Below are 24,956 nucleotides of genomic sequence, written 5' to 3'. Positions count from 1 at the left end.
CGCCGCCGCCGCTCATCCCGACGCGGTACCGAAGATGCCTCTCGCTGCCGATGTGTCCGACTCGTCCCCGCCCCTAGCGTCAGCCTCGCCAGCTCACCATCACCTGAGGAGACGGGGACATGACCACACCGCTTATCGAGTTGCACGAGGTGACACGCCGGTACGACGAAGGGCCACCGGCGCTGCGCGAGGTGTCGTTGAGCGTCGCGCCCGGCGAGGCGGTGGCGATCCTCGGCCCGTCCGGCAGCGGCAAGTCGACGATGTTGAACCTGGTGGCCGGGCTGGACCGGCCGAGCGCCGGCACGGTCACCGTCGACGGGGTGCGCGTCGACCAGCTCGGCGAGGCGGCCTCCGCCCGGTACCGGAGGACCCGGATCGGCCTGGTGTTCCAGTTCTTCAACCTCCTCGACGACCTGACCGTCGCCGACAACGTCATGCTGCCGGCACAGCTCGCCGGGATGGGCCGTGGCACCGCCCAGCGTCGGGCGACCGAGCTGCTCGGCCGGCTCGGCGTCGACCGACACGCCGGGGCGTACCCCGGGAGGCTCTCCGGCGGTGAACGGCAGCGCGTCGCCGTCGCCCGCGCGCTGATGAACCGGCCGCCGCTGCTGCTGGCCGACGAGCCGACCGGGGCGTTGGACACCGCCTCCGGCGAGGAGGTCATGCGGCTGCTGACCGAACTGCACGCCGACGGCCAGACCATCATCCTGGTCACCCACGACCTGGTCCTCGCCGAGAGGTGCGCCACCCGGACCGTCCAGCTCCTCGACGGGCAGGTCGCCGCCGACACCGCGCTGGAGCGGACCCGATGAGCGCGCTGGCTCGGGTGGTCCGCGCCGGGGTCGGGCGGCGACGCGTACAGACGGTCGTGATCGGTCTGGTGGTGATGATCGCGGTGACCTCGGCCGTCCTCGGCGGTTCGCTGATGGTGGCCTCCCGGGGACCCTTCGACAGGGCCTTCAGCCAGCAGCAGGGCGCGCACCTCGCCGCCCAGTTCGACGCGGACGCGGTCACCGAGGCGCAGTTGGCCGCCTCCGCGAGCGCCGCCGGGGTCGCCGGGTCGGCGGGACCGTTCACGAACGCGGAGCTGAACCTGAGCAGCCCGATGGGTAACCCGGTGCCGCCGCTGACCGTCGTCGGGCGTGCCGAGCCGGGCGGCGCGGTCGACCGGGTCGACGTCATCCACGGCCGGTGGGCGACCGGGCCGGGGGAGATCGTGCTGGCCACGGGGGAGCGCCTGCGGTTGCCACCGCAGGTGCTCGGCCAGCGGTGGACGGTGTCCGACGCGCCGGGCAGCCCGACGGTGACCGTCGTCGGGCTCGCCCGGTCGGCCAGCCAGACCGCCGACGCCTGGACCACCCCGGCGCAGCTGGCGGCCTGGACCGGTCCCGACGGCCCCCGCGCCTACCAGATGCTCTACCGCTTCACCGAGGCCGGCACGGCGGCACAGGTCCAGGCCGGTCGGACCGCGGTGCAGGCGTCCGTCCCGGCCGCCGCGCTCGACAGTGCCGTGTCGTGGCTCGACATCCGCCGGGAGGCGACCGGCGAGACCGTCCTGCTGGTGCCGTTCCTGATCGCCTTCGGCATGCTGGGCGTGGTCATGGCGGTGCTGATCATCGGCAACGTCATCGCCGGCGCGGTCTCCACCGCCACCCGCCGGATCGGCATCCTCAAGGCGCTCGGCTTCACGCCAGCCCAGGTGGTCCGGGCGTACGTGGGGCAGGCGCTCATTCCGGCCACGGTCGGTGCGGCGCTCGGTGTGGTCGCCGGCAACCTCCTGACCGTGCCGATCCTCGCCCAGACCAATCAGATCTACGGCACGAGCGACAACGGGGTCGCGCTCTGGGTCGACGCGGTCGTGGCCGGCGGCGCGCTCGCCCTCGTGGCGGTGACCGCCCTGGCCGCCGCGGCGCGGGCCGGCCGGTTGCGCAGCGTCGACGCGCTCGCCGTCGGGCGTACCCCCCGGCCCGGCCGCGGTCGATGGGCGGCCCGCCTGACCAGCCGGCTGCCGATCTCCCGGCCGGTGTCACTCGGCCTGGCCCACCCCTTCGCCCGACCGGTACGAGCGGTGAGCATCGTCGCCGCGATCGCGTTCGGCGCGGCCGCGGTCACCTTCGCGGTCGGTCTCGGTACGTCGCTCAACCGGATCCAGGAGGTCGAGGACATCGCCGACGTCCAGGTCGGGCAGCCACACCAAGGGCCGAGGGGAGGGCCGCCGCCGGGTCCGGGGCAACCGCGGGGTCCGGTGCAGCCGCAGTCGTTCGGCGACCCGGCCGCCATCGAGCGGGTGATCACCGACCAGACGGGCACCGACGGGTACCTGGGCATGGCCCGCAGCGACATCACCGCCGGGGGGATCACCGGTGAGCTGGAGGCGGTCGCCGTCACCGGGCCGGACGCGGCGCGCTACTACCGGATGGTGTCGGGCACCTGGCTGACCGGCCCGGCGCAGATCGTCGTCTCGACGCCGTTCCTGACCGCTGCCGGCAAACAGGTGGGTGACCGCATCGTGCTGACCGACAAGGGCGTCGACATCCCCGTCACGATCGTCGGTGAGGCGTTCAACATCGACGACGACGGTATGCAGGTCGTCACCGATATCGCCACCCTGCGGGCGGCCGAGCCGGAGCTGGCGCCGTCGATGTACTACGTCACGGTGGCGTCCGGCACCGACGCCCGGGCGTACGCCACGGCGTTGACGGCGGCTCTGGAGCCGCTCGGCGCGGTGGCGGACGGCCTCAGCCACGAGCCCGACGAGATGATCATCATCATCAACGCGTTGACCGGACTGCTCAGCCTCCTGCTGATGGTCGTCGCCGGTCTCGGCGTGCTGAACACGGTCGTCCTGGAGACCCGGGAACGCGTCCACGACCTGGGCGTACACAAGGCGCTCGGGATGACGCCCCGGCAGACCACGGCGATGGTCATCGCCTCGGTCGTGGTCACCGGCCTGGTCGGCGGCGCGGTCGGTGCGGGGGTCGGCGTGCTGCTGCAACGCACGGTCATCACCGAGATGGCGAGCAGCGTGGGCTTCCGCCTGCCGGGCGCGGTCCTGGACGTGTACGGGTCGGTCGACCTGCTGCTCTTCGGGCTCGGCGGGCTGGTCATCGCCGTGATCGGTGCCCTGCTGCCGGCCGGCTGGGCGGCGAGGACCCGGGTCGCGGTGGCACTGCGGACCGAGTGACGGAAGGAAGCCGCCGCTCACGGAACCCGTCCGTGAGCGGCGGTCACCCGCCCACGCCGGGGACTCAGATGGTGGCCGTGTCGCCGGGTCGCAGGTCGACGAGCAGTTGGCGCGACCCCGCCTCCTCGAAGGCACGCACCACGTCGTCGGCGCCCTGGGTGTAGTGCGCCCAGCCGTGCTGGTGGACCGGGACCACCGCCCGCACACCGAGCAGGGCCGCCGCCCGGGCCGCCAGTTCCGCGGTCAGGGTGAGGAACCCCTCGCCGCGGGCCGCGATGTAGGCCGCGCCCAGGTTGAGGATCGCGACCTCGATCGCCGGGAACCGCTCCGCGATCACCGCCACGACGTCCACCGACGCGTTGTCACCGCTGACGTAGACCGTCGGCCAGCCACTCGCCTCCAGCACGAAGCCGATCACCGGGCCGTTGACCACACCGATCTCCGGCGTGCCGTGCAGCGCCGGAACCGCCGTGACGCGCAGGTCGCCGACGTCGGCGTGCTCGAACGGCCGAAGACCGACCGCGTCGGGGCCGAGCTTCGGCGCCCCCGCGGCCGTGGTGAGCACCCGGCGGGCCTGCCGCGCGTACTCCCGGCCGGAGATGTCGAGGTTGTCGAGGTGGTGCTCGTGCGACACGAGCACCAGGTCGGCCTGGCCGAGGTCCGCGGGCGAGACGCTCGGGCCGACAAGCTTGGTCGCGGTGACCGTCCCGTAGTGGTACGTCTGCGGATCGTCGAAGGTCGGATCCAGCACGACGCGCGAGCCCGCGTAGTCGAGGACGGCCGTCGGCCCGCCAATGGCGCGTACGGTCAGCTCGTTCATGGTGCTCTCCCTGGTCTCCGGTGGCACCCGCGGTCGTCCGGGCGAGGTGCGCGACTCGGCGTTCCCACTTTTCGGCCCGGAACGCCTCGATCTCGCGGCGGCCGGTGGGGGATCAGTCCGCCCGGAGCCGGCTCTTCTGCACCTTGCCGAGCGCGTTGCGGGGCAGGGCCTCGACCACCCGCACCTGCCGGGGACGCTTGTGGGTCGACAGCTGGCGGGCCACGAACTCGATCAGTTGCGCCTCGTCGATCCCGTCACCCACGACGTACGCCGTCACCTGTTGGCCGAGGTCGGGGTGCGGAGTGCCCACCACCGCGGCCTCCCGGACCCCCGGATGCGCCAGCAGCGCGTCCTCCACCTCCCCGGCGCCGATCCGGTAGCCGCCGCTCTTGATCAGGTCGGTGGCCGCCCGGCCGACGATGCGATGCCAGCCGTCCGGACCGATCGTGGCCACGTCGCCGGTGCGGAACCAGCCGTCCGCGGTACGGGTGGCGGCATCCGCGTCGGGCCGGTTCAGGTACCCGTCGAAGAGGGTCGGGCCGCACACCTCCAGCTCGCCCATCGCCACCCCGTCGGTGGGCAGGGAGCGGCCCTGCTCGTCCACGATGCGGGTGCGTACTCCCGGCAACGGCAGACCGACGGCGCCGGGGCGACGGGGGCCGTCGGCGGTGGCGCTCACCGTGATCAACGTTTCGGTCATCCCGTAGCGCTCGACGATCTGGTGGCCGGTGAGCCTGGTCAGGTCGGCGAAGACGGTCGCGGGCAGGGCGGCGCTGCCCGACACCAGCAGCCGCGCGCCGCGTAGGGCTCGGGCCGAGGTCTCGTCGGCGGCGATCCGGGACCAGATGGTGGGGACGCCGAAATAGAGGGAGCCGCCCGCCGCCGCGTACCGCTGGGGGCGGGGTTGGCCCACGTGGTGCAGTCGGCTACCCACCCGCAGGGGGCCGAGCATCCCGAGCACCAGACCGTGTACGTGGAACAGCGGCAGGCCGTGCACGAGCAGGTCGTCGGGTGTCCACTGCCAGGCCGCGGCGAGCCCGTCGAGGCAGGCGGCAATGGCGCGGCGGGAGAGCGTCACGCCCTTCGGTGCGCCGGTGGTGCCGCTGGTGTAGAGAATCAGCGCGATGCCGGCCGGATCCGGCTCCGGATGGTCGGTGTCCGAGCCTCGTCCCAGGTCGATTGGAATGGTCGGTAGCCCGCCGGGTGGGTCCCGGCGCTCACCAGGAGCCGGCACGAGCATCGCTCCGGGCGCCGAGTCACGCAGGATGTGCTCACGTTCCATCGGGCCGGCGTCCGGCGGCACCGGTATCACCGCCGACCCGGCCAGCAGCGCGCCGACGACACCGACCACCGTGTGCAGGCTGGCGGTCGCGTCGATGGCGACACGGTCCACCCCGCGCAGGTCGTCGGCCACCGCCGCGGCGAGCCGTCGCAACCGGACCCACGACGTCGCCTGGTCGTCGATCCGGATCGCATCCGGACGCTCGTCGCCGGACGAGAGCAACCACCGCAGCAGCACAAGCATGGACCCTTCTCGTCGTACCTCGCGGGTCAGCCGGTGGCGCCGATGTGTCGCCAGGTCGACGTGATGGCGGTTTCCAGCTCGGCGCGCATCTGCTGCGGATCGGCGGCCAGCCGGGCCGCGACCGTGGCATCGGAGTAGAGCATGGTGACCGCGCCGATCAGGGTGCCCACCATGGCGCCGACAAGCGCCGAGGCGGCTACCGGGTCCAGTGTGTCGGGATAGGCGTCGAGCAGCGCCCGGACGATCTCGTGTTGACCCTCCAACACCTTGCGTACGGCACCGGCCCGCAGTGCCGGCGTCTGGAGGATCAGGTCGGCGCGAACGCGCTCGGACTGGCGCATGAGGTCGCTGTCGGAGTGCAGCACCGTGTGGAACGCCCGGATCAGCAGTTGCGCGGGGGTCTCGTCCGGACCGGGGTGCGCCAGCACGGTGGTGAGCAGCTCCAGCTTGAGCGGGGGGTCGTCGAACAGCACGTCCTCTTTGCTGGCGAAGTGGACGAAGAAGGTGCGGGGCGAGACGTCGGCGGCGGCCGTCACGTCGGCGATGGTGGTCTCGTCGTATCCCCTGCTGGCGAACAGGGCGATCGCCGCGTCGACGAGCGCCTGTCTGGTGCGCGCCTTCTTCCGCTCGCGAAGGCCCATGTTGCCCGTCATCGCTGCATCTTACAACCTGAACGTTGCAGCCAATGCAATCTTACGTTCGCTGTCGTCCTCTTCGGACTCTTCGTGAACGGCGAGGCGTTGTGCATTCGCGGTCGACGGCCCGGCGTCGATGGCTGTGTTGGTGTGGCCCGGGACCCTGGGTCTGCGACGGGCGAGTACAACAAAAGGCAGGGAGATCAGACTCCCTGCCACTTCTAACTTATACCGTACCGGGGGGCTTGCGGCAAGACCCGGGTCGTGCCGCAGAATCGGCGGCCGGACGCGGCGGCGACGACAAATCGGGGGCGGGACGTGGGTGTGTGGTCGTTGTACGGGGGGCGGGTCCACCGCGATCCGCGGGTGGGGTCAGCGGTGCGCCGGAGCGCGGCTGCCGGAGAGGTGGGGCGATGATCGAGCAGTACGTCGTAGATCTTCGAGAGGTGGACCAGACCCAGGTCGCACTCGTCGGCGGCAAGGGCGCGAACCTGGGCGGGCTGTTCCGGATCGACGGCCTCCGCGTGCCGGCCGGCTTCTGCGTCACGACGGCCGCCTTCCGGCGGGTGGTGACGGAAGGGCCGGCGATCGGCGATCTGCTCGACCGGCTGTCGCGCCCGGGTCCGGAGGACCGGGAGGCGATCCGCGCGCTCAGCGCCGAGGTCCGCCAGCGCATCGAGGGGGCCGCCATCCCGGGCGATGTCGCGGCCGCGATCACCCGCGCGCTCCTCGTGCGCGGCGAGCAGTCCGCCTACGCCGTACGGTCCAGCGCGACAGCGGAGGACCTGCCGACGGCCTCCTTCGCGGGCCAGCAGGACACCTACCTGAACGTCGTGGGTCCGGCGGCGGTCCTGGCCCACGTCAGCCGGTGCTGGGCGTCGCTGTTCACCGAGCGGGCCGTGACCTACCGCCTCCGCAACGGTATCGACCACCGGAAGGTCGGCATGGCCGTGGTCGTACAGCAGATGGTCTTCCCGCGGTCGGCGGGCGTCCTGTTCACGGCCGACCCCGTCACCGGCAACCGCAAGGTCGCCACCGTGGACGCCAGCTTCGGCCTCGGCGAGGCCCTGGTCTCCGGCCGGGTGAACCCGGACGTCTTCACGGTGCGTGACGGTGTGGTCGTCGGCCGGGCGGTCGCCGCAAAACAGCTCGCCGTGCACGCCCTCCCCGGTGGCGGAACGCACGAGGTGGTGATCGACTCGCCGCGGCGGGAGCAGCCGGCGCTGACGGACGCGCAGGTCGTCCGGCTCGTGCGACTCGGGCGACAGATCGAGGCGCGGTTCGGCTGCCCGCAGGACATCGAGTGGTGCCTGGTCGACGATGACTTCCAGATCGTGCAGAGCCGGCCGATCACCACGCTCTTCCCCATCCCCACGGCCCACGACCCGGAGAACCACGTCTACCTCTCCGTCGGCCACCAGCAGATGATGACCGACGCCATGCGGCCACTGGGTCTCTCCATGTGGCAGCTGACGGCCATGGCGCCGATGCACGAGGCCGGCGGCAGACTCTTCGTCGACGCGACCCGGATGCTGGCCGCGCCGGCGAGCCGCGCCCGCTTCCTGGAGATGGCCGGCCGGACCGATCCGTTGACCCGGGACGCGCTGCAGACCGTCCTCGACCGCCCCGGCTTCGTCCCGGCGCTGCCGGACAGCGGCCCCGTTGGGCCGCCGGGCGGTGCCGCGCCCACCCCGATCGAGACCGATCCGGCCATCGTCACCCAACTGATCGAGCGCAGCGAGGCGTCCATCGCCGCCCTGCGACGCGACATCGCCCCGTTGGCCGGACCAGCGCTGTTCGACTTCCTGCTGGAGGCCTTCGCGCAGCACAAGCGGGATCTCGGTGATCCGTTGAGCATGCAGGCGATCATGGCGGGGATGCAGGCCACCTGGTGGCTCAACGACCGACTGGGGGAGTGGCTCGGCGAGACGAACGCCGCCGACACCCTCACGCTGTCCGCCCCCGGCAACGTCACGTCGGAGATGGGGCTCGCGCTGCTCGACGTCGCGGACGTGATCCGTCCGCATCCGGAGGTGGTGGCGTTCCTGCGGGGCGTCGAGGACGACGGCTTCCTGGACGAGCTGCCGAAGATCGCGGGTGGGGCCGAGGCGCGCGACGCCATCGAGGCCTACCTCGACCGGTACGGCATGCGCTGCGTCGGCGAGATCGACATCACGAGACCGCGGTGGCGCGAGCGACCCGCCACGCTCCTGCCCGTGCTCCTCGACAACGTCGCGAACTTCGCGCCGGGTGCCGCCCGGCGGCGCTTCGATCAGGGGCAGCAGGAGGCGCAGCGCAAGGCGCACGAGGTGTTGACGCGCCTGCGGGCACTGCCGGACGGGGAGCAGAAGGCCGACGAGACCGAGCGCATGATCGACCGGGTCCGGACCTTCATCGGCTACCGGGAGTACCCGAAGTACGGCATCATCAGCCGCTACTTCCTCTACAAGCAGGCCCTGCTCGGAGAGGCCGAGCGCCTCGTGCGGGCCAACGTGCTCCGCGAACGGGAGGACGCCTTCTACCTGACGTTCCAGGAGTTGCACGACGTCGTGCGCGCGAACCGGGTGGACGACACGCTGATCCAGCGACGCAAGGACGCGTTCCGGTCGTACCAGGGGCTCACGCCGCCCCGGGTGTTGACCTCCGAGGGCGACGCCATCAACGGGGCGTACCGACGCGACGACGTGCCGGCCGGTGCTCTGGTCGGCCTACCGGTCTCCGCCGGGACCGTCGAAGGGCGCGCCCGCGTCATCCTCGACCTGGCACAGGCTCACCTCGAACCGGGTGACATCCTCGTCACGGCGCACACGGATCCGAGCTGGACGCCGCTCTTCGTCGGCATCGCAGGCCTGGTGACGGAGGTCGGCGGATCGATGACACACGGCGCGGTGATCGCCCGGGAGTACGGCCTGCCGGCCGTCGTCAGCGTGGTGGACGCCACCCGGCTGATCCCCGACGGACAGCGGATCCGCGTCCACGGCAGCGACGGCTACGTCGAGATACTGCCCTGACTGAGCGGTCGCCCGCCGGCGGGTGGAGGGCTTCGCCACCTGGGACGATTTCGAGTCGGCCCGGCCGCCTGAGCAACGGGGTTCGGCGTTCGCCTGCGCCGATCCCACCGGGGTGGGACCGCGTCTGTTCTTCCAGCGTGTGCCCGAAGGCAAGGTCGTCAAGAATCGGCTGCACCTCGACGTGCGGGTCGGCACCGGGCTCGTGGGTGATGAGCGACTGGCCGCGTTGGAGGCCGAATGCACGCGACTGGTCGCGCTCGGTGCGACCCGCGTGCGGCTGCTGACCGCCGACGAGGACAACGAGTCCTGCCTCGTGATGCAGGACGTGGAGGGCAACGAGTTCGACCTCGACTGAGGTGCCACGCGACCGTCGTCCTAGGTCGGGAATCGGCCCCGGCGCCAGCGCCAGTGCCGGCCGGCCTTCAGGTGGTCGACGATCGCACGCTGGAGCACGGTGCCGCGCGGCAACTCGTCGAGCGGTGTGGTCAGGGTGCGGAACGCGAATCGCCGCACCTCGACATCGGCGTCCACCCCTTCCGGTTCCTCGTAGGGGTCCAACTCGAAGCGCTGCTGGAACTTGATGATGTTGGAATCCGCGGGCAGGTACTCCCGCAACTGCGGATCCAGCAGCCAGGAGCCGCAGGCGAACGCGGTGTAGTGCTCGTCGGGAAAGTGGCGTGGGAAGAACGCGCGGGCCTCGTCGAGCGATGCGTCGACGGCCTCCGGGGTGAGCGGCCCCGCCTCGGGGATGTGCAGGTCGATGGCGGTGCCGCCGCGCTGGTACTGCAATCGGCCCAACTCGTAGAGGCCGCCGCGCGCGTGCAGCGTCAGCCAGCTCTGCATGACCGGCCAACCCTCGCGGTGCATCCGCCTGTCGATCGCGAGGTTGCGGCCCAGGTCCGCGAGGGTTGCCCAGGACACCTCGTCGGTGATGCCGTGGTCGCGGTGGTAGCTCCGGACGCGGTCGACCAGGGCCAGGTACGCGTACACGTAGAGGTGCCGCCAGGCGGGGCCTCGGTCGCGCGGCAGCTCCGGGCCGGGCGGCAGCCAGCCGTGGCCCCCGAGATCGGCGAGGACCAGAGCGGTCGAGCGGTCGAGCAGCCAGCGCAGCTCGGCGGTCCACAGAGGTGAGTCGGGATCGGGCCAGCCCGCCATGACCTCGGCGGCGTCGTCCGGCCGTACCTGGAGCCGGTCGAGGATCGCGGGCGCGTCGGCCTTGGCGGGTAGCGGAGTCGACGGCCTGCCGTCCGCCAGGCGGTGTACGCGGTCGATGTCCTCGACGGGCACCCCGAGCCGGTCGGCGATGGCGTCCAGATCCACGCGGCCGATCGTACCGGCGATGGCACGTCCGGTCCGGTGTGAGCTGTCCCGGTCCGGGGCATCACCAATCCCTCGGTGGTTCTGCGCCCCGCAGCACCGTTTGTCGGTTTCCGAGCCGCGCTCACGGCCCCGGTGGCAGCCGCTCGCCGCTGTTGCTAGAGTCAGATTGTTGCTGCCGCAAATTTATCGCCAGCAACTACTTCGACGAAAGGACCCCTCCGATGACCAAGCTCGCCGTCATCTACTACTCCTCGACCGGCACCATCCACGCCATGGCCAAGCGGCTCGCCGAGGCCGGCGAGAAGGCCGGCGCCGAGGTACGGCTGCGCCAGGTTCCGGAGCTTGCCCCGCAGGAGGCCATCGCCTCCAACGCCGCCTGGAGCCAGCACTTCGACGCCACGAAGAACGAGGCGAAGGCGACCGCCGACGACGTCGTCTGGGCCGACGCGGTGCTGTTCGGCACCCCCACCCGGTTCGGCAACGTCGCCAGCCAGCTCAAGCAGTTCATCGACACCCTCGGCCCGCAGTGGGGGCAGGGCCTGCTGGCCGACAAGGTGTACGCCGGCTTCACCGCAACCATGACCGCCCACGGTGGGCAGGAGTCGACGCTCCTGGCGCTCTACAACACGATCCACCACTTCGGCGGCCTGGTCGCCGCCCCCGGCTACACCGACCCGGTGAAGTTCGCCGACGGCAACCCGTACGGCGTCTCGCACGTCACCGGCGGAAGCAACGACGCGCCGCTGGGTGACGCGCAGCTCAACGCCCTCGACCACCTGGCTCAGCGGGTGGTCACGATCGCCGGCAAGCTCGCCGCCTGACCGCGCGCGAGGCCTTGACCGGGCCGAGCGAACACGAGCGACAGACCTGGGGCCGGTTTCCCGGCTGTGGAAACCGGCCCAGGTCTGCTCGACCGCCACGGGGGCGATGGCTGCGGCCTTCCACGTGATCATTGGTGGGGGAGCGGAGGGGACGACAGAGGTGGGTTTCAGCGACGACGTTCGCGCGGCCTTCCGCCGGGGCGAGACCGACGCGGTGGTGCGCATGAGCGAGGCCGAGATCGACAGGGCACGGGCGGCCGGCGATCCGTCGGGCGAGGTGGAGGCCCGGTACAGCCTCGCCCGGGTCGCCATCCGTGGCGGTGACCTCCCGGGCGGGGAGGCGCGCGCCCAAGAAGCGCTCGCGGTCGCCCTTCGCTCCGGCGACCGGAGTCTGGAGGAGCGGCCCCGCCACGTGCTGGCCGCGGTGGCCCGGATGTCCGGCGACCTGACCCGGGCTCGGCAGCTCTACCGGGAGAGCATCGCGCTGAACGAGGCCCTGGGCCAGCCCAAGCTCGTCAACTCGGAGACCCACAACCTCGGGTTCTGCGAGTTGGGTCTCGGCAACCTCGACGCGGCGCGGGCGTTGTTCGCCGCGAGTCGGGAGAGGGTTTTCCGCGAGGATTGGGCGGAGTTCGTCCCGTACGTCTGCCTGGCGGGCGCCGCGCTCGCCTCGGCCAACGGTGACCACGCGCGGGCCGGTCGAATGGTGGCCGTCACGGACGCCGCGTTCGCGGCGCTGGGCCAGGTGCCCGATCCCGATGACGCGGCCGACCTGGCCGCCGTGCGGGCGGCCGCGGTCGAGGCGCTCGGCGCGACCGGCTTCGCCGCGCAGTACGCGCGGGGCCAGCATCTCGAACCGCGTGCGGCATTCGTCGAGGACGCCGACTGACGCGATCGGCACCCATGGCGCGGACGGCCCCGGCTCGCCGCTACTCCGCGACCGCCGCCATGGCGGCGTGTGGCCGCTGACTGCCTTCCCTGGGCCGCTGTACGCGTTCGACCTCTCGGAAGCCGGCCCGGCGGAGTCGCTCGGAGACCTCGTCGGGTGGCCAACGGTAGGCGGTCACCACCTTGTGCGCGAAGGGACCGACCTCGTCGGCGTCGAAGAACCCCAGCACCAGCCTTCCGCCCGGGGCCATTGCCCGGCGGAACTCACCGAGTACGCCGTCGAACTCCTCCGGCGGCAGGTGGATCAGCGAGTACCAGGCCAGGATGCCGTCGACGGAGCCGGTGGCGACATCGAGGTGTTCGAACGACCCGAGGTGGAACTCGACGTCCGGGTAGGCGGCCCGCGCATGGGTGACGAACTCGGGGACCAGGTCGATCCCCCTGACGTCGACGCCCAGCGAACGGAGGTAACCGGTGAGGTGGCCAGGGCCGCAGCCCAGGTCGAGCACCGGGCCGAGATGACCGGCCAGGTGTCGACCGATGAAGGCCGGGTCTTCGGGATTCATCTTTCGGGTCGTGCCGAACAGGTCGATGTAGAGACCTGCGATGGACCCGTACGCCTGCCGAACCGTCTCGCTCTGCACCGTCGGGACTATACGAGGCCCGGGCGTCGCCACGCAGCGGCGAGCGGGCTCGGATGTCGACGGTCCGAGCAGCCGGCCCCACCGTGCGACGATCTCCGGCATGACAGACACCGCATCGGCGCTCACCGACATCCGCGCCCAGATCGACGAGTTGGACGCGGCGCTCGTCGGGCTGCTCGCCCGCCGGGAGGCCCTGGTCCGGCGGGCGGCCCCGCTCAAGAGCGACAGGCAGGCGGTCCGTGCCCCGGACCGGGTGGCACAGGTGGTGGCCCGGGTCCGCACGCTGGCGGACGACGCCGGCGCGGACCCGGACTTGATCGAGCGGATCTACCGCGGCATGATCCAGGCCTTCATCGACATGGAGACCGACGAACACCATCGGCTCAACGGCGCCTGAGCGCTCCGGCCGCGAGGTTTGGTGCAGGCCACGGCGACCCGTGTTTGTGGCGCCGGCCCGTCGGGCACAGAATCACCATGGCGAATGAACGAGTCAAGTCCGTCGGCGGCTACTTCATGCGGCTTGTCGGCGGGGTGGCGGTCATCGTGGGCCTGCTGGGCCTCTTCGCGACCCTGGCCCAGGGCAACGTCACCGGGCTGGTCCTCAGCATCATCTTCGTCGTGGGCGGTGTCGTCCTGCTCAAGCGGTCGCCAGACCTCGGCCGAGCGGGTCGGAGAGAACGCGGCCCCGCGTGACCCTCCACAGCGGCGCCACCGGCTCCCGCACGAGGGCGCGGGGTGTCCGGCCTCAACCCCGCTCGCCGTCGATGCGCCGCTGTTCGGCATCGCGCAGTCGCCGGTAGAGCCTCGCCGCATCCTGGTCACCGACCCGGTCCGCCGCCTCGGCGGCGACTCGCAGCACCACCAGGGGCAACCGGGGGACCTGGCGCGCCTGCCGGTCGGCCTCGGCGAACACCACGGCGGCAAGCTCGGCGCCGGCGGAACCGGCCAGGAGGAAAAGCTCCTCCACATACATGCGACCCAGGCCGACCTCGGTCCAGCCGGACACGTCGTGCAGGGCTCGGCGACACTCACGTAACGCCTCCCAGGCGGCGCCGTGGTTGCCGGCCTGGCGTTCCAGCCCGGCAAGGGACTGCCAGGCCGACGCCGCATCCCAGGCGTTGTCGACGAACACCAGGCTCTCCCGCTGTGCCGAAGCGGCCTCAGTGAACGCCCCAAGATCGGCCAACTCATATCGCAGCCGGCTCAGTGTGGCCTTGTCCCGAGGCCGGTCCACCGCCCACCGGTCCAACCACTCGCGTGCCAGCCCCTGATCACCGACCATTTTGGCGCGTGTGATCCAGGTGAGCGGGTCCTCGGCGGCCGGGTCACCCGGGAAGAACGATCGTTTCCCGCGCCACCATTCCGCAAGCGTTTCCTCGGAGAGCCACGGCTGGCCCTCCTCGTCCAACAGGTACGCCAGCACGTCGTCCCGCTCGGCGTGCCCGCTGTCCCGCACGTAGGCAACGGTGGTCGGCGCGCCGGCGGCGAACAGGTGCTCACCGTCGTAGCCGCACCAGGTGTCGAAGTTGGCCCGCTTGAGTTCCCAGTGCAGCCACACGTCCTCCACCTGGTGATGCTCTGCGAGCAGAAAGCCGGCCAGTTCGGTCTCGTCAGTCAGGCCCTGAAACGGCGCCTCGCGTCGACACTGGGCCTCCTGCCTGGCCAGCCACCGCACCAGCGGAAGGTCCGTGGCCCGGCGGCCGTACTGCAGTGCCCACAACACGCTCGCCCGCCGGCCCGCATTCGTGTCGCAGGCCTGGCCGTCGGCGTCGGTGCCGCGCTCGTAGCGAAGCTCGTGCCACACGGCCGAGGAGCGTCGTGCCCGTTCGAGTTCACGTCGCGCGGCCTCCATCACCCGTACAAGATCCCACTGTCGGCGAGCCTCCGCATCGTCGGCGACCTCTACGCAGTGCTGGAAAGAGACACCACTGGCGAAAGCTCGCGCGGAGTCATCGACGGAGCCGACCCGTTGCCGGATGCGGTCGCACCCGTGCCAGGATGTCGTGTGACCTGCGCATCGACAATTTCGTCCGCCGTCGATCCGACCGGTTCTCCTCTCCTGCTGACCGGGGAGGAGGTGGTGTTACGGGAATGGGCCGACTCCGATCTGCCGTACCTTCGCGGGCTCTTCGACGCGGCCGACGTGGCCGCGAACACCGACATTCCCTCTCCGTTCGACGCGGATGCCTTCCTGGCCAGGATCCGGCGGCGTCGCACGCAGCGCATCGTCGACCTGGCCGTGACGCGCGACGGCGGGGAGCCGCTCGGCCTCGTCGCCCTGCACGTGGCAGGCGGTGTCCTGGGGTACGCCGTCGGCCCGGCGCATCGTGGTCAGGGTCTGGCGTCGCGGTCGCTGCGCCGGATGACCGAGTTCTGCCACGAAGAGCTCGGTCTTTCCCGGCTGCGCCTCGCCATCGTGCGGGGCAATGTGCCCTCGCAGGGGGTCGCCCGGTCCGCCGGATACGTCCGCGGCGACGACGCCCTGGTCGAGAGGGTGAACGGGCTGGGGGAGTCGAAGCTGCTCGAGACGTGGTGGTGGACCGCGCCCGGGTCGACCGGACGCTGACCGACGCGGTCCGACGCCAGCGGTTGTCCATGGCTCACTCGTCGATCGATCGGCCGTCCTCCGGCGCGGCCGGGCTCGGGACGGACGGCGGTGTGTAGCCAAGTTCGCGCGAGATCTGGTTCGCGGTCTCCAGCAGGCGCGGCAGGTTGCTCCTCAGTTGGTCGAGGTTGGCGATGACCTCGATCGCCGTGATCGAGACGGCGGCGATGACCTGGCCCCGGGAGTCCCTGATCGGCGCGGCGACGCACATCACGTAGGCGTCGTGCTCGCCGTTGTCCGTGGCCCAGCCGTTCTCACGAATCCGCACGAGTTCGGCTTCGAGAGACTCGTGGTCGGCGAAGGTGGTGTCGGTGAATCTCTCGAAGACGACGGGGGAGAGCAGGCGGTCGCGTTCCTCGGACGGCAGGTACGCCAGGATCGTCTTGCCGACGGCGCTCGCGTAGATCGACACGGCCCGCCCCACCCGTGAGGGCAGCTTGACGGCATCGAACGCCGGACTGTCGACCTTGTCGATGTAGATGATCTCGTCGCCGGTCAGCTGTGCCAGGTGCACGGTGTGGCTGGTCTCGCGCTGGAGTGCGCGTAGGTGCGCGGCCGCGAACTGACGCAGGTCCATCGAGCCGAGCGCGAGCTCCGACAGCTCGATCAGTCCGCTACCGAGCACGTAGGTGCCCGCGCCGGTCCGGCGGACGAAGCGCGCGGATTCCAGCGTCTGCAGGATCCGCAGGGCCGTGGACTTGTGCACGCCGAGCACGTCCGCCGCCTCGGTGAGCGACAGCGGGTGCTCCGCCGATCGACGGATGAGGTCGATCGCACGGCGAATCGATTGCGCCAAGGCTGTGCCTTCCCCCTCGAAGCGACGGGGAGCCCGTCGCTAGCGTTGCAATATGTGCAATGTAGACGACGCCATGCGCAACCGCCACTTGACACCGTTGCGCATGGCGCTACGATCGTTGCAATTTCATCCCGAAGACTCTGACTCGTAACACTGGAGTAACGATGGGTAACCAGCGCGCTCGCTTCGGCATCGCCAGGGCGACATGTGCCCTCGGCGTGGTCGCCGCTCTTCTGACCGGCTGTGGCTCCGACGGCGATTCGGGCGACGGCGTCACCAAACTGACGTTCGCCGCCTCGACCTTCGGCGACCCGGGCCGCGGGCCTCTGCTGACCAAGTGGCTCGACGAGTTCAACCAGAGCCAGACCAAGGTCCAGGTCACCGCCGCCGCGGTCCCGTACCCGACCTTCGGTCAGACGGTGCTCACGCAGATGGGCAGTGGCAAGGGGCCCGACCTGGTCCGTTTCGACATGCCCGAGTTCGAGGCCGCCTCGGACGCCGGTCTGGTCGCACCACTGGACAAGGTGATCGACGCCGGCAAGTACGACCTGCTCAAGCAGCCGGACCAGTTCATGGTCCACGACGGTGTCCGGCACGGCGTCATCTTCGAGGCGTCGAACTACGCGATGTTCTACAACGCGGACCTGATCCCGACTCCGCCGACGACGTACGAGCAGTTCACCTCCACCGCGAAGTCGCTGACCAAGGGCGACGTCTTCGGCCTGGCGTTCCGCCAGACGGAGGCCGAGGAGGCCGGCGTGTGGCAGGACATCTTCAACTACGTCTACGGCTTCGGCGGCGCGTGGTCCGACGGCAAGAACCTGACGATCAACTCGCCGGAGAACCTCAAGGGCCTCCAGGCGTTCAAGGACCTGTACGACGCGAACGTGATCCCGCGCGGCGCGGACGCGGCGACGTTCCGGCGGATGTTCGCCGAGGGCAAGGTCGGGATGGAGCTGAACAACGGGGGGTACGTGACCGCCACGCGCGGCCAGAACGCCAAGCTGAACTTCAGCGTCGCGCCCATCCCGTTCCCGGTCCGCAAGCAGGGCGCGATCCTCGCGCCGATCGTGATCAACGAGGCGAGCGAGGGCAAGGACGAGGCCGGCACCTTCATCACGTGGGCGCTGGAGCCGCAGAACCAGGTCAAGTTGCAGGAGATCCTCGGCGCGAGCAGCGTCGCCACCACCACGCAGCGCAGCCCGGAGACGCTCAAGGCGACCCCGTTCCTGCCCGTCTTCGACGGGCTCACCGAGACCAGCCTTCCGCAGATCGTCCTCGGGTTCGAAGCCAAGACGCCGGACATCCGCAAGGTGGTCGTGCAGAACGTGGTCGCGGCCCTACAGGGTAAGACCGACCTGAAGTCGGCACTGGACCGCGCCCAGCAGCAGGCGACCGACCTGGTCCGCTGACCGCTCGACACGGCGACGCTGCCGGCGCGACGGACATGCGCCGGCAGCGTCCTTCCTCAGAAGGATCGAACCCGATGACTGTGGTCGAGCAGACCGGAGCACCGAAGACAACACCCCGAGCGCGGCGTCGACCCAGCCCACTGGGGAGCAAGTGGACGCCGTACCTGTTCCTGGCACCCGCCGCACTGTTCATCCTCGTCTTCCAGGCGGTGCCTCTCGTCCAGGAGGTGTACCTCAGCTTCACCCGGACGAGACTGCTCAACCCGACCAGAAGCGAGTGGGTCGGGTTCGACAACTTCAACCGGATCTTCGGCGATCCGGAATTCCGCCACACCCTGCTGATCACCGTCGTCTACGTGATCACCTGCGTCGTCGTCGCGATCGGCGCCGGGCTCGGCGTCGCGCTCCTGCTCAACGGGAAGTTCCGGGGCCGCGGTGTGGCGCGGGCGCTGATCACCGTCCCGTGGGCCGCTCCTGGCATCGCGGTCGCGCTCATCGCCACCTGGATGCTCAACGCCCAGTACGGGATCGTGAACCGGTTCCTCGACGCGGTGGGACTTGGTGTGCCGGGCGGCGCGATCCTGGACAGCTCGCGCTACGCGCTGCCGGCGGTGCTCGCCACGACCATCTGGCAGCTGTTCCCGTTCACCTCGGTGGTGCTGCTCTCCGCGTTGCAGTCCGTCCCGCAGGACCTCAACGAGGCCGCGACCGTGGACGGCGCGGGGCGATGGGCCACCTTCCGGGCCGTCACCTGGCAGGTCATCAAGCCCACCGTGGGGCTCCTGGCGCTGCTCATGACGATCTGGTCGCTGCGGCGGTTCGAGCTGATCTGGTTGATGACCAAGGGTGGGCCGGTCGGCGCCACCGAGACGCTCGTCATCGACCTCTACTCGCAGGCGTTCGACTCGAAGGAACTCGGATCGGCGGCGGCCATCGGGATGGTCGGCGTCGTCATCTCACTCATCGTCGTCATCGGCAGCCGACTGGTCGCCCGTGCCGTGGAGAAGGAGCACGCCCGATGAGGCGCTTCCGTTTCGGTGTCACCGCACGGATCGTCGCCGTGCTCGTCGTACTCGGTGTCGCGGTGTTCCCGCTGTACTGGATGTTCGTCACGGCGCTGTCGAGCAACAGCGACCTCTTCGCCGACCAGCCCCGCCTCACGCCGGACCTCGGCCAGTTCGGGGTGTTCGTCGACGCGCTGGCCGAGGGCAAGGCAGCCGGGTGGCTGCTGAACAGCCTGATCATCGCCGTGGGCACGATGGTCCTCTCGGTCGGCCTGGGCATCCCGCTCGGTTATGCGCTGTCCCGGTTCTCGTTCGGGGGCAAGGCCGTGCTGACCGTCGTGCTGCTGTTCACGCAGATGCTTCCCGAGGCGCTCATGGTCGTGCCGCTGTTCGCGCTGTTCCGCCGATTCGAGTTGCTCGACTCGCTGACCGGTCTCATCCTGGTGAACTCGGCGTTCGTCCTGCCGATCGTGGCGCTGATCCTCAAGGGGGCGATCGACGGCATCCCGAAGGAGCTGGAGGAGGCGGCGCGCGCCGACGGCGCGCGGCCCTTCACCACCCTGACCCGGATCAACGTTCCGCTGATCGCGCCGTCGATCGCGGCGACCGCGGTCATCGCCTTCTTCCACGCCTGGAACGAGTACGTGTTCGCGGTGACGTTCATCTTCAACCCGGACCTGCAACCGGCCTCCGTGGGCATCGCGAACTTCATCGGTGAGCTGGGTACGCCGATCCAGACGGTGATGGCCGTCGCATTCCTGTTCACGCTGCCCGCCGTCGCCTTCTACCTGCTGGTGCAGAAGTACGTGGTGTCCGGCATGACCGCCGGCGCGGTGAAGGGTTGAGCCGAAGAATGAAGATCGTCTCCATCGACACGCTCGTCGTCGACTTCTACCGTACGAACCTCGTCATCGTGCGCGTGCACACCGACGCGGGGATCATCGGGCTCGGTGAGGCCACCCTGGAGGGCAAGGAACGGGCCGTCCAGGGGGCCATCGCCGAGCTGGCCGAGGCGGTCGTGGGCCTGGACCCCACACGCATCTCGAAGATCCTCTACGACCTGGCGCGGGACTGGTACTGGCGTGGCGGGCCGGTCATCATGACCGCGTTGAGCTCGCTGGAGATGGCCCTGTGGGACATCTCGGCGCGCGACCTCGGCGTCCCCGTCTCGCGGCTCCTCGGCGGTGCGACCCGGGACCGGGTGCGCGCGTACGCCAACGGCTGGTTCTCCGGTGCCGTCACGCCGGAGGACTACGCGGCGGCGGCGCGCCGGACTGTGGAGTCCGGCTTCCGCGGCCTCAAGTGGGATCCGTTCGAGAACTACGACCTGACCATCACCACCGCGCAGTTGGATCGGGTGCTCGCCCAGATCGACGCTGTCCGGGGCGCGGTGGGCCGGGACGTCGAGCTGTTCGTCGAGGGCCACGGTCGCTTCGACGTCCGCCACGCGATCAAGGTCGCGAAGGAGATCGCCCAGTTCGACCCGGTGTGGTTCGAGGAGCCGTGCCCGCCGGACAACCTCGATGCGCTTGTGGACATCCGCCGCGCGTCGCCGGTGCCCATCGCGGCGGGGGAGCGGTGGTACGGCCGCCAGGGCTTCGCGCCCGCCCTCGCCCGGCAGGCCGTCGACTTCGTCCAACCCGATGTGACCCATGCCGGCGGGATCGCCGAGCTGGCCTTCATCGCGACGCTCGCGGCGACAAGTTACGTGGGGTTCGCGCCGCACAACCCGAGCGGCCCCCTCAGTACGGCCGCCACGCTGCAACTCGGTGCGACACTGCCCAGCTTCCGCTACCTGGAGATCATGGCGACGGACGTGCCGTGGCGACCCGAGATCACCAACGAACGGCTGGTGCTGACCGCCGACGGCGACGTGCTCATCCCGACCGGCATCGTCGGACTCGGCATCGAGTTGGATCTCGCCGCGATCGAGCGGCACCCGTTCACACCGCACCCGCTGCGCATGTTCCAGGACGCCGTGTACGACATCCGTCCGCGAGACGAGCGGTCCTTCTTCAACCTGGAGAGCGGCTCATGACGGTGCCCCAGCCCCGGCGACAGCCCGACGGCGCGGACTGGTTCGGGACCGCCGCCGAGGCGCTGCCCGACGACGTCGACGACAGTGTCCTCATCGGCCGGATCTGGGATCCGGCCGGCGACGGCCCGTCACCCGTGACCGTCCGAGACGGTCAGGTCATCGACCTCAGCCAGCGGTTCCCCACCGTCCGGGACATCTGCGAGCTGCCCGACCCCGCCGCGACGGTGGCCGGGCTCGACGGGCCGCGGCTGGGCGACTTCGGCGAGATACTCGCCAACACGGCGGCCACGACCCGCGACCACAGCCGACCCTGGTTGCTCGCCCCGGTCGACCTTCAGGCGCTCAAGGCCGCCGGCGTGACCTTCGCCGTCTCGCTCATCGAGCGCGTCATCGAGGAACGGGCCCGTGGAGACCTGGCGCTCGCGGCGGACATCCGGCAACGAATGCTCGCCGACATCGGTGCCGACCTGCACAGCCTGACCCCGGGTTCGGCCGAGGCCGACCGGCTCAAGAGCCTGCTCGTCGCCGAGGGCATCTGGAGCCAGTACCTGGAGGTGGGGATCGGGCCGGACGCGGAGATCTTCACCAAGGGCCAGGTCCTCTCCGCCGTCGGCACCGCCGTCCCGGTGGGGGTGCTCGCCTCGTCGACCTGGAACAACCCGGAACCCGAGGTCACGCTGATCATCCAGTCCAGCGGCCGGATCGTCGGCGCCACCCTCGGCAACGACGTGAACCTGCGGGACGTCGAGGGCCGCTCGGCACTTCTGCTTCCCCTGGCGAAGGACAACAACGCCTCGTGCGCCCTCGGTCCCCTGATCCGGCTGTTCGACGAACGGTTCGACCTGGACCGGGTGCGCGAGCTTGAGGTGAGCCTGGACATCGAGGGCGTGGACGGCTTCCACCTGGAGGCGGTCTCGGAGATGACGCGGATGTCGCGCGACCCGGCGGAACTGGTGCGGCAGTTGATCGGGCCGCACCACCGCTATCCCGACGGCGCCGCCCTGATGCTCGGCACGATGTTCGCGCCCACCCAGGACCGGGACCGCCCCGACGAGGGCTTCACCCACAAGATCGATGATGTGGTACGGATCGGCTGCCCGGCTCTGGGCACCCTGGTCAACCGGGTGCGACACGCCCAGGAGTGTGAGCCCTGGCAGTTCGGCGTCCGGGATCTGATGGGCAATCTGGTGAGGAGAGGACTGCTGTGAACATGGTCAGCACGGTCGACCCGCGCGACGGTCACACTCGTACGACGGATCTCCGCGAGACCGACGGGCCGCGGCTGGAAGCGATCACCAGCCAGGCGGTCAACGCCACGCAGTGGTTGTCCGGCCTGGGCAGACTCGGCCGAGCGGACCTGCTGGACGTCATCGCCGCGTCCCTGGAGTCCCATCGCGGCGACCTGGTGGCGACGGCGGAGGCGGAGACCGGCCTCGGCAACGCGCGACTCGACGGGGAACTCACCCGGGCGGCGGTCCAGTTCCGGATGTTCGGCGACGTGCTGCGCGACGGGGGCTACGTCGAGGCCGCCATCGACCACGCCGCCGACACACCGCTCGGACGCGGCCCGGACCTGCGGCGGATGCTCGTACCCCTCGGGCCGGTCGCCGTCTTCGGCGCCAGCAACTTCCCGTTCGCCTTCTCGGTCGCGGGAGGTGACACCGCGGCCGCGCTCGCCGCCGGCTGTCCCACGGTCCTGAAGGCCCACCCGTCGCACCCGTTGACCTCACACGCCTCGGCCGAGGCCATCGCGGCGGCCGTCCGCGACCTGGGCGGGCCCGACGGTGTGATCGCGACCGTGTACGGCGAGCAGGCCGGCCGCTCGCTGGTACGCCACCCCGCGATCCGCGCCGCCGCGTTGACGGGCTCCGTCGGGGCCGCCCGCGGCATCCAGGCGGCCATCGACGAGCGACCCGATCCCATTCCCCTCTACGCCGAGCTGAGCAGCGTGAACCCGATCGTCGTCCTGCCCGGCGCGGCCGCCGACCGGGGCGAGCAGATCGCCGAGGGACTGTTCGCCTCCTTCACCAACTCGGGCGGCCAGCTGTGCACGAAGCCCGGTCTGGCGTTCGTCCCGTCCGATCCGAGCGGCGCGCGCCTGGTCGACGCGCTGCGCGAGAAGGTCGCCGCCACCGGCGGTGCGGTCATGCTGAACGACCGCATCCGGGCCGCGTACGAGCAGCAGGCGGCGGCCTTCGAGCAGGCCGGCGCCCGGGTCTCGGCGCGAGCGCGGATCGACGCCGAGGCGGGTTTCCGCGTCGCGCCGACGCTCCTGGAGGTCGATCTGTCGGGCCTCACCGCCGAGATCACCGACGAGTGCTTCGGCCCGCTCCTGGTCGTGGTGCGCTACGACGACGTCGCCGAGTTGGACGCGGCGCTGGCGGCCGTTCCACCGTCGCTGACCGGGTCCATCCACAGCGCGCCGGACGACGACGCCGCTGTCGTACGCCGGCTGGTCGAGCTGTTCGCCGGTCGGTCGGGTCGCATCGTCTTCGACGGCTATCCCACCGGCGTCCGGGTTTCGTGGGCCCAGCACCACGGCGGACCCTGGCCCTCGACAAACGCCGTGCACACCTCCGTCGGCGCCACCTCGATCCGGCGTTTCCTGCGCCCGCTGGCCTGGCAGGACGCCCCGGCCTGGATCCTTCCCGAGGAACTACAGGACGGCTGCACCGCCATTCCCCGCCGAGTCAACGGAGAGCTGGAGCCACCCGTGAAACCCTCGCGCCGCTAGGACCGGCGCGCTGTGCCGCAGCCCACCCCGCGCTCGAGGAGTGCGCCGATCTTGCAGTTTCTGTCGTTGATTCGGGGGCATGTGACCCTTATGTCGGGACAGAAAGTGCAAGATCGCGGGGTAAAGGCCCGGCCGCCACCCCTGGCGGCCGGGCGCTTCCCGCTCAGGGCGGTTACGGGGTTGCTTCCGTGGCCCGCATCCGCAGCATGGTCCAGGACGCGGGCGGAAGCGTCAGCCGAACTGCGGCATCGGCCTGTCGCGCGGTGTCGTTGGGTCGCGGTGCGCCGTGGTCCGGACCGTCGGCGGTGTTCTTGGCGGCCAGGTCGGTGCCGCCGACGGTGACGCACTCGATGATCCCGGTCAGGTGGGCGCCGCTGACGTCGACGGTCACCTCGGCCGGAGTGTCGGTGACGCGGTTGACGAGGAACACGCTGATCTCGCCGCTGTCGTCGTCCCAGGTGGAGACCGCGTCGACCGCGGCCACCTCACCGTAGCGGTCGGTGGTCGTCGTGCTGCCGTCGCGGAGCACGTCGAGCACCGCTCCCCGGGCGTGCCGGGCGGTGCGGGCGAAGGGGTGGAAGATGGTCTGCCGCCAGGCTGAGCCGCCCGGTTCGGTCATGATCGGTGCGATGACGTTCACCAGTTGGGCCTGGCACGCCGCCGTCACCCGGTCGCTGTGGCGGAGCAGGCTGATCAGCAGGCCACCGACGACGACGGCGTCGGCCACGCTGTAGTGATCCTCCAACAGCCGCGGCGCGACCGGCCAGTCGTCACCGCTCGGTGGGGTCGACGGGGTGGCGGACTGGTACCAGACGTTCCACTCGTCGAACGCGATCATGATCTTCTTGGTCGACCGGCGGATCGCCCCGACCGAGTCGGCGATGGCCGTGACGGCGTCGATGTATCTGTCCATGTCCTCGCCGGAGGCGAGGAAGCTGGGCAGGTCGTCGTCGACCGGCTGGTAGTAGGCGTGCAGCGAGATCAGGTCGACGTCGTCGTACGCCTCGGTGAGCACGTCGCGTTCCCAGCTACCGAACGTGGGCATGCCGAGGTGGGACGAGCCGCAGGCCACGAGTTCGAGTTCGGGATCGAAACGGCGCATGGCCTTCGCGGTCTGTGCCGCCAGGCGGCCGTACTCGGTCGCGCTGCGCTGGCCCACCTGCCACGGGCCGTCCATCTCGTTGCCCAGGCACCACAGCCGGATGCCGTACGGGTCGTCCGTGCCGTTGGCGCGCCGCTGGTCGGCGAGGTGGCTGCCGCCGCGGTGATTGGCGTACTCGAGCAGGTCGACCGCCTCGGCGGTGCCGCGGGTGCCGAGGTTGACCGCCATGATCGGTTCGAGGTCGGCCTGGCCGAGCCAGCGCATGAACTCGTCGAGCCCGAATGCGTTGGTCTCCAGGCTGTGCCAGGCGAGGTCGAGTCGGGGCCGGGGCCTGTTGTCCCGCCCCACCCCCTCCACCCCCCCGGGGGGGGGGTAGAAGTTTGGAACCCGGGAGGGGTCCCGGGGCGCCCCCACCAC

General features: G+C 70.7%; 23 protein-coding genes. 15 read left to right on the top strand and 8 right to left on the bottom strand.

The genetic code is table 11. From position 1 onward, the window contains the following. Positions 1-119: 119 nt before the first annotated feature. Entirely contained in the window at positions 120-812 is a 693-nt protein-coding gene (locus AB0A90_RS32435) for an ABC transporter ATP-binding protein (protein ID WP_357255380.1), read from the top strand. After that, the gene (locus AB0A90_RS32430) at positions 809-3,184 is read left to right on the top strand and encodes an FtsX-like permease family protein (protein ID WP_357255377.1); all 2,376 of its coding nucleotides are present in this window, start codon (positions 809-811) and stop codon (positions 3,182-3,184) included. The genes AB0A90_RS32435 and AB0A90_RS32430 overlap by 4 nt, the downstream gene beginning before the upstream one ends. Before the next feature lie 64 nt (positions 3,185-3,248). On the opposite strand, the gene AB0A90_RS32425 is transcribed toward AB0A90_RS32430, so the two are convergent. From AB0A90_RS32425 to AB0A90_RS32415, 3 genes are all read right to left on the bottom strand, one after another. Further along, positions 3,249-4,004 (bottom strand): MBL fold metallo-hydrolase, encoded by a 756-nt coding sequence (locus tag AB0A90_RS32425; RefSeq protein ID WP_357255374.1) that lies wholly within the window; start codon positions 4,002-4,004, stop codon positions 3,249-3,251. Positions 4,005-4,116: 112 nt separating this feature from the next. Beyond that, positions 4,117-5,529, bottom strand: coding sequence for an acyl-CoA synthetase (locus AB0A90_RS32420; protein ID WP_357255372.1), 1,413 nt, complete (start codon positions 5,527-5,529; stop codon positions 4,117-4,119). A 26-nt stretch (positions 5,530-5,555) separates the two neighbouring features. Continuing rightward, positions 5,556-6,182, bottom strand: a complete 627-nt coding sequence (locus AB0A90_RS32415; RefSeq protein ID WP_357255369.1) for a TetR/AcrR family transcriptional regulator — start codon at positions 6,180-6,182, stop codon at positions 5,556-5,558. Positions 6,183-6,577: 395 nt separating this feature from the next. Here AB0A90_RS32415 and rph point away from each other — a divergent pair, with 395 nt between their 5' ends. Beyond that, positions 6,578-9,175, top strand: coding sequence for a rifamycin-inactivating phosphotransferase (gene rph / locus AB0A90_RS32410; protein ID WP_357255366.1), 2,598 nt, complete (start codon positions 6,578-6,580; stop codon positions 9,173-9,175). Positions 9,176-9,197: 22 nt separating this feature from the next. Continuing rightward, on the top strand, positions 9,198-9,530 hold the full coding sequence (locus AB0A90_RS32405; RefSeq protein WP_357255363.1) for a VOC family protein: 333 nt from the start codon (positions 9,198-9,200) through the stop codon (positions 9,528-9,530). A 20-nt stretch (positions 9,531-9,550) separates the two neighbouring features. On the opposite strand, the gene AB0A90_RS32400 is transcribed toward AB0A90_RS32405, so the two are convergent. Beyond that, positions 9,551-10,495: an acyltransferase domain-containing protein gene (locus tag AB0A90_RS32400; protein ID WP_357255360.1), complete on the bottom strand. Its 945-nt coding sequence runs from the start codon at positions 10,493-10,495 to the stop codon at positions 9,551-9,553. Positions 10,496-10,716: 221 nt separating this feature from the next. Between AB0A90_RS32400 and wrbA the strand changes: the two genes are divergently transcribed. Both wrbA and AB0A90_RS32390 read left to right on the top strand, forming a co-directional pair. After that, positions 10,717-11,316: an NAD(P)H:quinone oxidoreductase gene (wrbA, locus tag AB0A90_RS32395; RefSeq protein ID WP_357255357.1), complete on the top strand. Its 600-nt coding sequence runs from the start codon at positions 10,717-10,719 to the stop codon at positions 11,314-11,316. 160 nt (positions 11,317-11,476) lie between these two features. Next, the gene (locus tag AB0A90_RS32390) at positions 11,477-12,205 is read left to right on the top strand and encodes a tetratricopeptide repeat protein (protein ID WP_357255354.1); all 729 of its coding nucleotides are present in this window, start codon (positions 11,477-11,479) and stop codon (positions 12,203-12,205) included. Positions 12,206-12,245: 40 nt separating this feature from the next. Here the strand turns inward: AB0A90_RS32390 and AB0A90_RS32385 are convergent, their stop codons facing one another. Further along, complete coding sequence (locus AB0A90_RS32385; protein ID WP_357255351.1) at positions 12,246-12,848, bottom strand: methyltransferase domain-containing protein; 603 nt, start codon at positions 12,846-12,848, stop codon at positions 12,246-12,248. Positions 12,849-12,948: 100 nt separating this feature from the next. On the opposite strand from AB0A90_RS32385, the gene AB0A90_RS32380 reads away from it, so the two are divergent. Together AB0A90_RS32380 and AB0A90_RS32375 are read left to right on the top strand one after the other, a co-directional pair. Beyond that, the gene (locus AB0A90_RS32380) at positions 12,949-13,245 is read left to right on the top strand and encodes a chorismate mutase (RefSeq protein ID WP_357255348.1); all 297 of its coding nucleotides are present in this window, start codon (positions 12,949-12,951) and stop codon (positions 13,243-13,245) included. Positions 13,246-13,322: 77 nt separating this feature from the next. Continuing rightward, positions 13,323-13,541, top strand: coding sequence for a hypothetical protein (locus AB0A90_RS32375; protein WP_357255345.1), 219 nt, complete (start codon positions 13,323-13,325; stop codon positions 13,539-13,541). Between the two features lie 52 nt (positions 13,542-13,593). Here AB0A90_RS32375 and AB0A90_RS32370 read toward each other — a convergent pair whose 3' ends face one another. After that, the gene (locus AB0A90_RS32370) at positions 13,594-14,652 is read right to left on the bottom strand and encodes a hypothetical protein (protein ID WP_357255342.1); all 1,059 of its coding nucleotides are present in this window, start codon (positions 14,650-14,652) and stop codon (positions 13,594-13,596) included. 276 nt (positions 14,653-14,928) lie between these two features. Here AB0A90_RS32370 and AB0A90_RS32365 point away from each other — a divergent pair, with 276 nt between their 5' ends. Continuing rightward, a complete protein-coding gene (locus AB0A90_RS32365; RefSeq protein WP_357255339.1) occupies positions 14,929-15,414 on the top strand; it encodes a GNAT family N-acetyltransferase in 486 nt (161 codons plus the stop codon). A 34-nt stretch (positions 15,415-15,448) separates the two neighbouring features. Here the strand turns inward: AB0A90_RS32365 and AB0A90_RS32360 are convergent, their stop codons facing one another. Further along, complete coding sequence (locus AB0A90_RS32360; protein ID WP_357255336.1) at positions 15,449-16,249, bottom strand: IclR family transcriptional regulator; 801 nt, start codon at positions 16,247-16,249, stop codon at positions 15,449-15,451. 164 nt (positions 16,250-16,413) lie between these two features. On the opposite strand from AB0A90_RS32360, the gene AB0A90_RS32355 reads away from it, so the two are divergent. The 6 genes from AB0A90_RS32355 to AB0A90_RS32330 all read left to right on the top strand — a co-directional run bounded on the left by AB0A90_RS32355 (position 16,414) and on the right by AB0A90_RS32330 (position 23,437). Further along, positions 16,414-17,661 (top strand): sugar ABC transporter substrate-binding protein, encoded by a 1,248-nt coding sequence (locus AB0A90_RS32355; protein WP_357255334.1) that lies wholly within the window; start codon positions 16,414-16,416, stop codon positions 17,659-17,661. 74 nt (positions 17,662-17,735) lie between these two features. Continuing rightward, entirely contained in the window at positions 17,736-18,683 is a 948-nt protein-coding gene (locus AB0A90_RS32350) for a sugar ABC transporter permease (RefSeq protein ID WP_357255329.1), read from the top strand. After that, complete coding sequence (locus AB0A90_RS32345) at positions 18,680-19,510, top strand: carbohydrate ABC transporter permease (RefSeq protein WP_355033267.1); 831 nt, start codon at positions 18,680-18,682, stop codon at positions 19,508-19,510. The genes AB0A90_RS32350 and AB0A90_RS32345 overlap by 4 nt, the downstream gene beginning before the upstream one ends. A gap of 8 nt (positions 19,511-19,518) precedes the next feature. Then, entirely contained in the window at positions 19,519-20,703 is a 1,185-nt protein-coding gene (locus AB0A90_RS32340; RefSeq protein WP_357255326.1) for a mandelate racemase/muconate lactonizing enzyme family protein, read from the top strand. Further along, positions 20,700-21,911: a fumarylacetoacetate hydrolase family protein gene (locus tag AB0A90_RS32335; protein ID WP_357255323.1), complete on the top strand. Its 1,212-nt coding sequence runs from the start codon at positions 20,700-20,702 to the stop codon at positions 21,909-21,911. Before AB0A90_RS32340 ends, AB0A90_RS32335 begins: the two co-directional genes overlap by 4 nt. A gap of 2 nt (positions 21,912-21,913) precedes the next feature. Further along, positions 21,914-23,437: an aldehyde dehydrogenase (NADP(+)) gene (locus tag AB0A90_RS32330; RefSeq protein ID WP_357255474.1), complete on the top strand. Its 1,524-nt coding sequence runs from the start codon at positions 21,914-21,916 to the stop codon at positions 23,435-23,437. Between the two features lie 172 nt (positions 23,438-23,609). Here the strand turns inward: AB0A90_RS32330 and AB0A90_RS32325 are convergent. Continuing rightward, the coding region (locus AB0A90_RS32325; RefSeq protein ID WP_357255320.1) for an alpha-L-arabinofuranosidase C-terminal domain-containing protein at positions 23,610-24,956 on the bottom strand (1,347 nt) is incomplete at its 5' end.

The sequence above is a fragment of the Micromonospora sp. NPDC049204 genome, from assembly GCF_040647935.1.
Taxonomy (GTDB): Bacteria; Actinomycetota; Actinomycetes; order Mycobacteriales; family Micromonosporaceae; genus Micromonospora.
The sequence above is the reverse complement of the archived record's forward strand: the minus strand, read 5'-3'. Positions and strand labels throughout refer to the sequence as shown.

Coding starts and splice junctions, on each gene's coding strand:
- AB0A90_RS32435 (WP_357255380.1), top strand. CDS start 120: ATGACCACACCGCTTATCGAGTTGCACGAGGTGACACGCCGGTACGAC.
- AB0A90_RS32430 (WP_357255377.1), top strand. CDS start 809: ATGAGCGCGCTGGCTCGGGTGGTCCGCGCCGGGGTCGGGCGGCGACGC.
- AB0A90_RS32425 (WP_357255374.1), bottom strand. CDS start 4,004: ATGAACGAGCTGACCGTACGCGCCATTGGCGGGCCGACGGCCGTCCTC.
- AB0A90_RS32420 (WP_357255372.1), bottom strand. CDS start 5,529: ATGCTTGTGCTGCTGCGGTGGTTGCTCTCGTCCGGCGACGAGCGTCCG.
- AB0A90_RS32415 (WP_357255369.1), bottom strand. CDS start 6,182: ATGACGGGCAACATGGGCCTTCGCGAGCGGAAGAAGGCGCGCACCAGA.
- rph (WP_357255366.1), top strand. CDS start 6,578: ATGATCGAGCAGTACGTCGTAGATCTTCGAGAGGTGGACCAGACCCAG.
- wrbA (WP_357255357.1), top strand. CDS start 10,717: ATGACCAAGCTCGCCGTCATCTACTACTCCTCGACCGGCACCATCCAC.
- AB0A90_RS32380 (WP_357255348.1), top strand. CDS start 12,949: ATGACAGACACCGCATCGGCGCTCACCGACATCCGCGCCCAGATCGAC.
- AB0A90_RS32375 (WP_357255345.1), top strand. CDS start 13,323: ATGGCGAATGAACGAGTCAAGTCCGTCGGCGGCTACTTCATGCGGCTT.
- AB0A90_RS32355 (WP_357255334.1), top strand. CDS start 16,414: ATGGGTAACCAGCGCGCTCGCTTCGGCATCGCCAGGGCGACATGTGCC.
- AB0A90_RS32350 (WP_357255329.1), top strand. CDS start 17,736: ATGACTGTGGTCGAGCAGACCGGAGCACCGAAGACAACACCCCGAGCG.
- AB0A90_RS32345 (WP_355033267.1), top strand. CDS start 18,680: ATGAGGCGCTTCCGTTTCGGTGTCACCGCACGGATCGTCGCCGTGCTC.
- AB0A90_RS32340 (WP_357255326.1), top strand. CDS start 19,519: ATGAAGATCGTCTCCATCGACACGCTCGTCGTCGACTTCTACCGTACG.
- AB0A90_RS32335 (WP_357255323.1), top strand. CDS start 20,700: ATGACGGTGCCCCAGCCCCGGCGACAGCCCGACGGCGCGGACTGGTTC.
- AB0A90_RS32330 (WP_357255474.1), top strand. CDS start 21,914: ATGGTCAGCACGGTCGACCCGCGCGACGGTCACACTCGTACGACGGAT.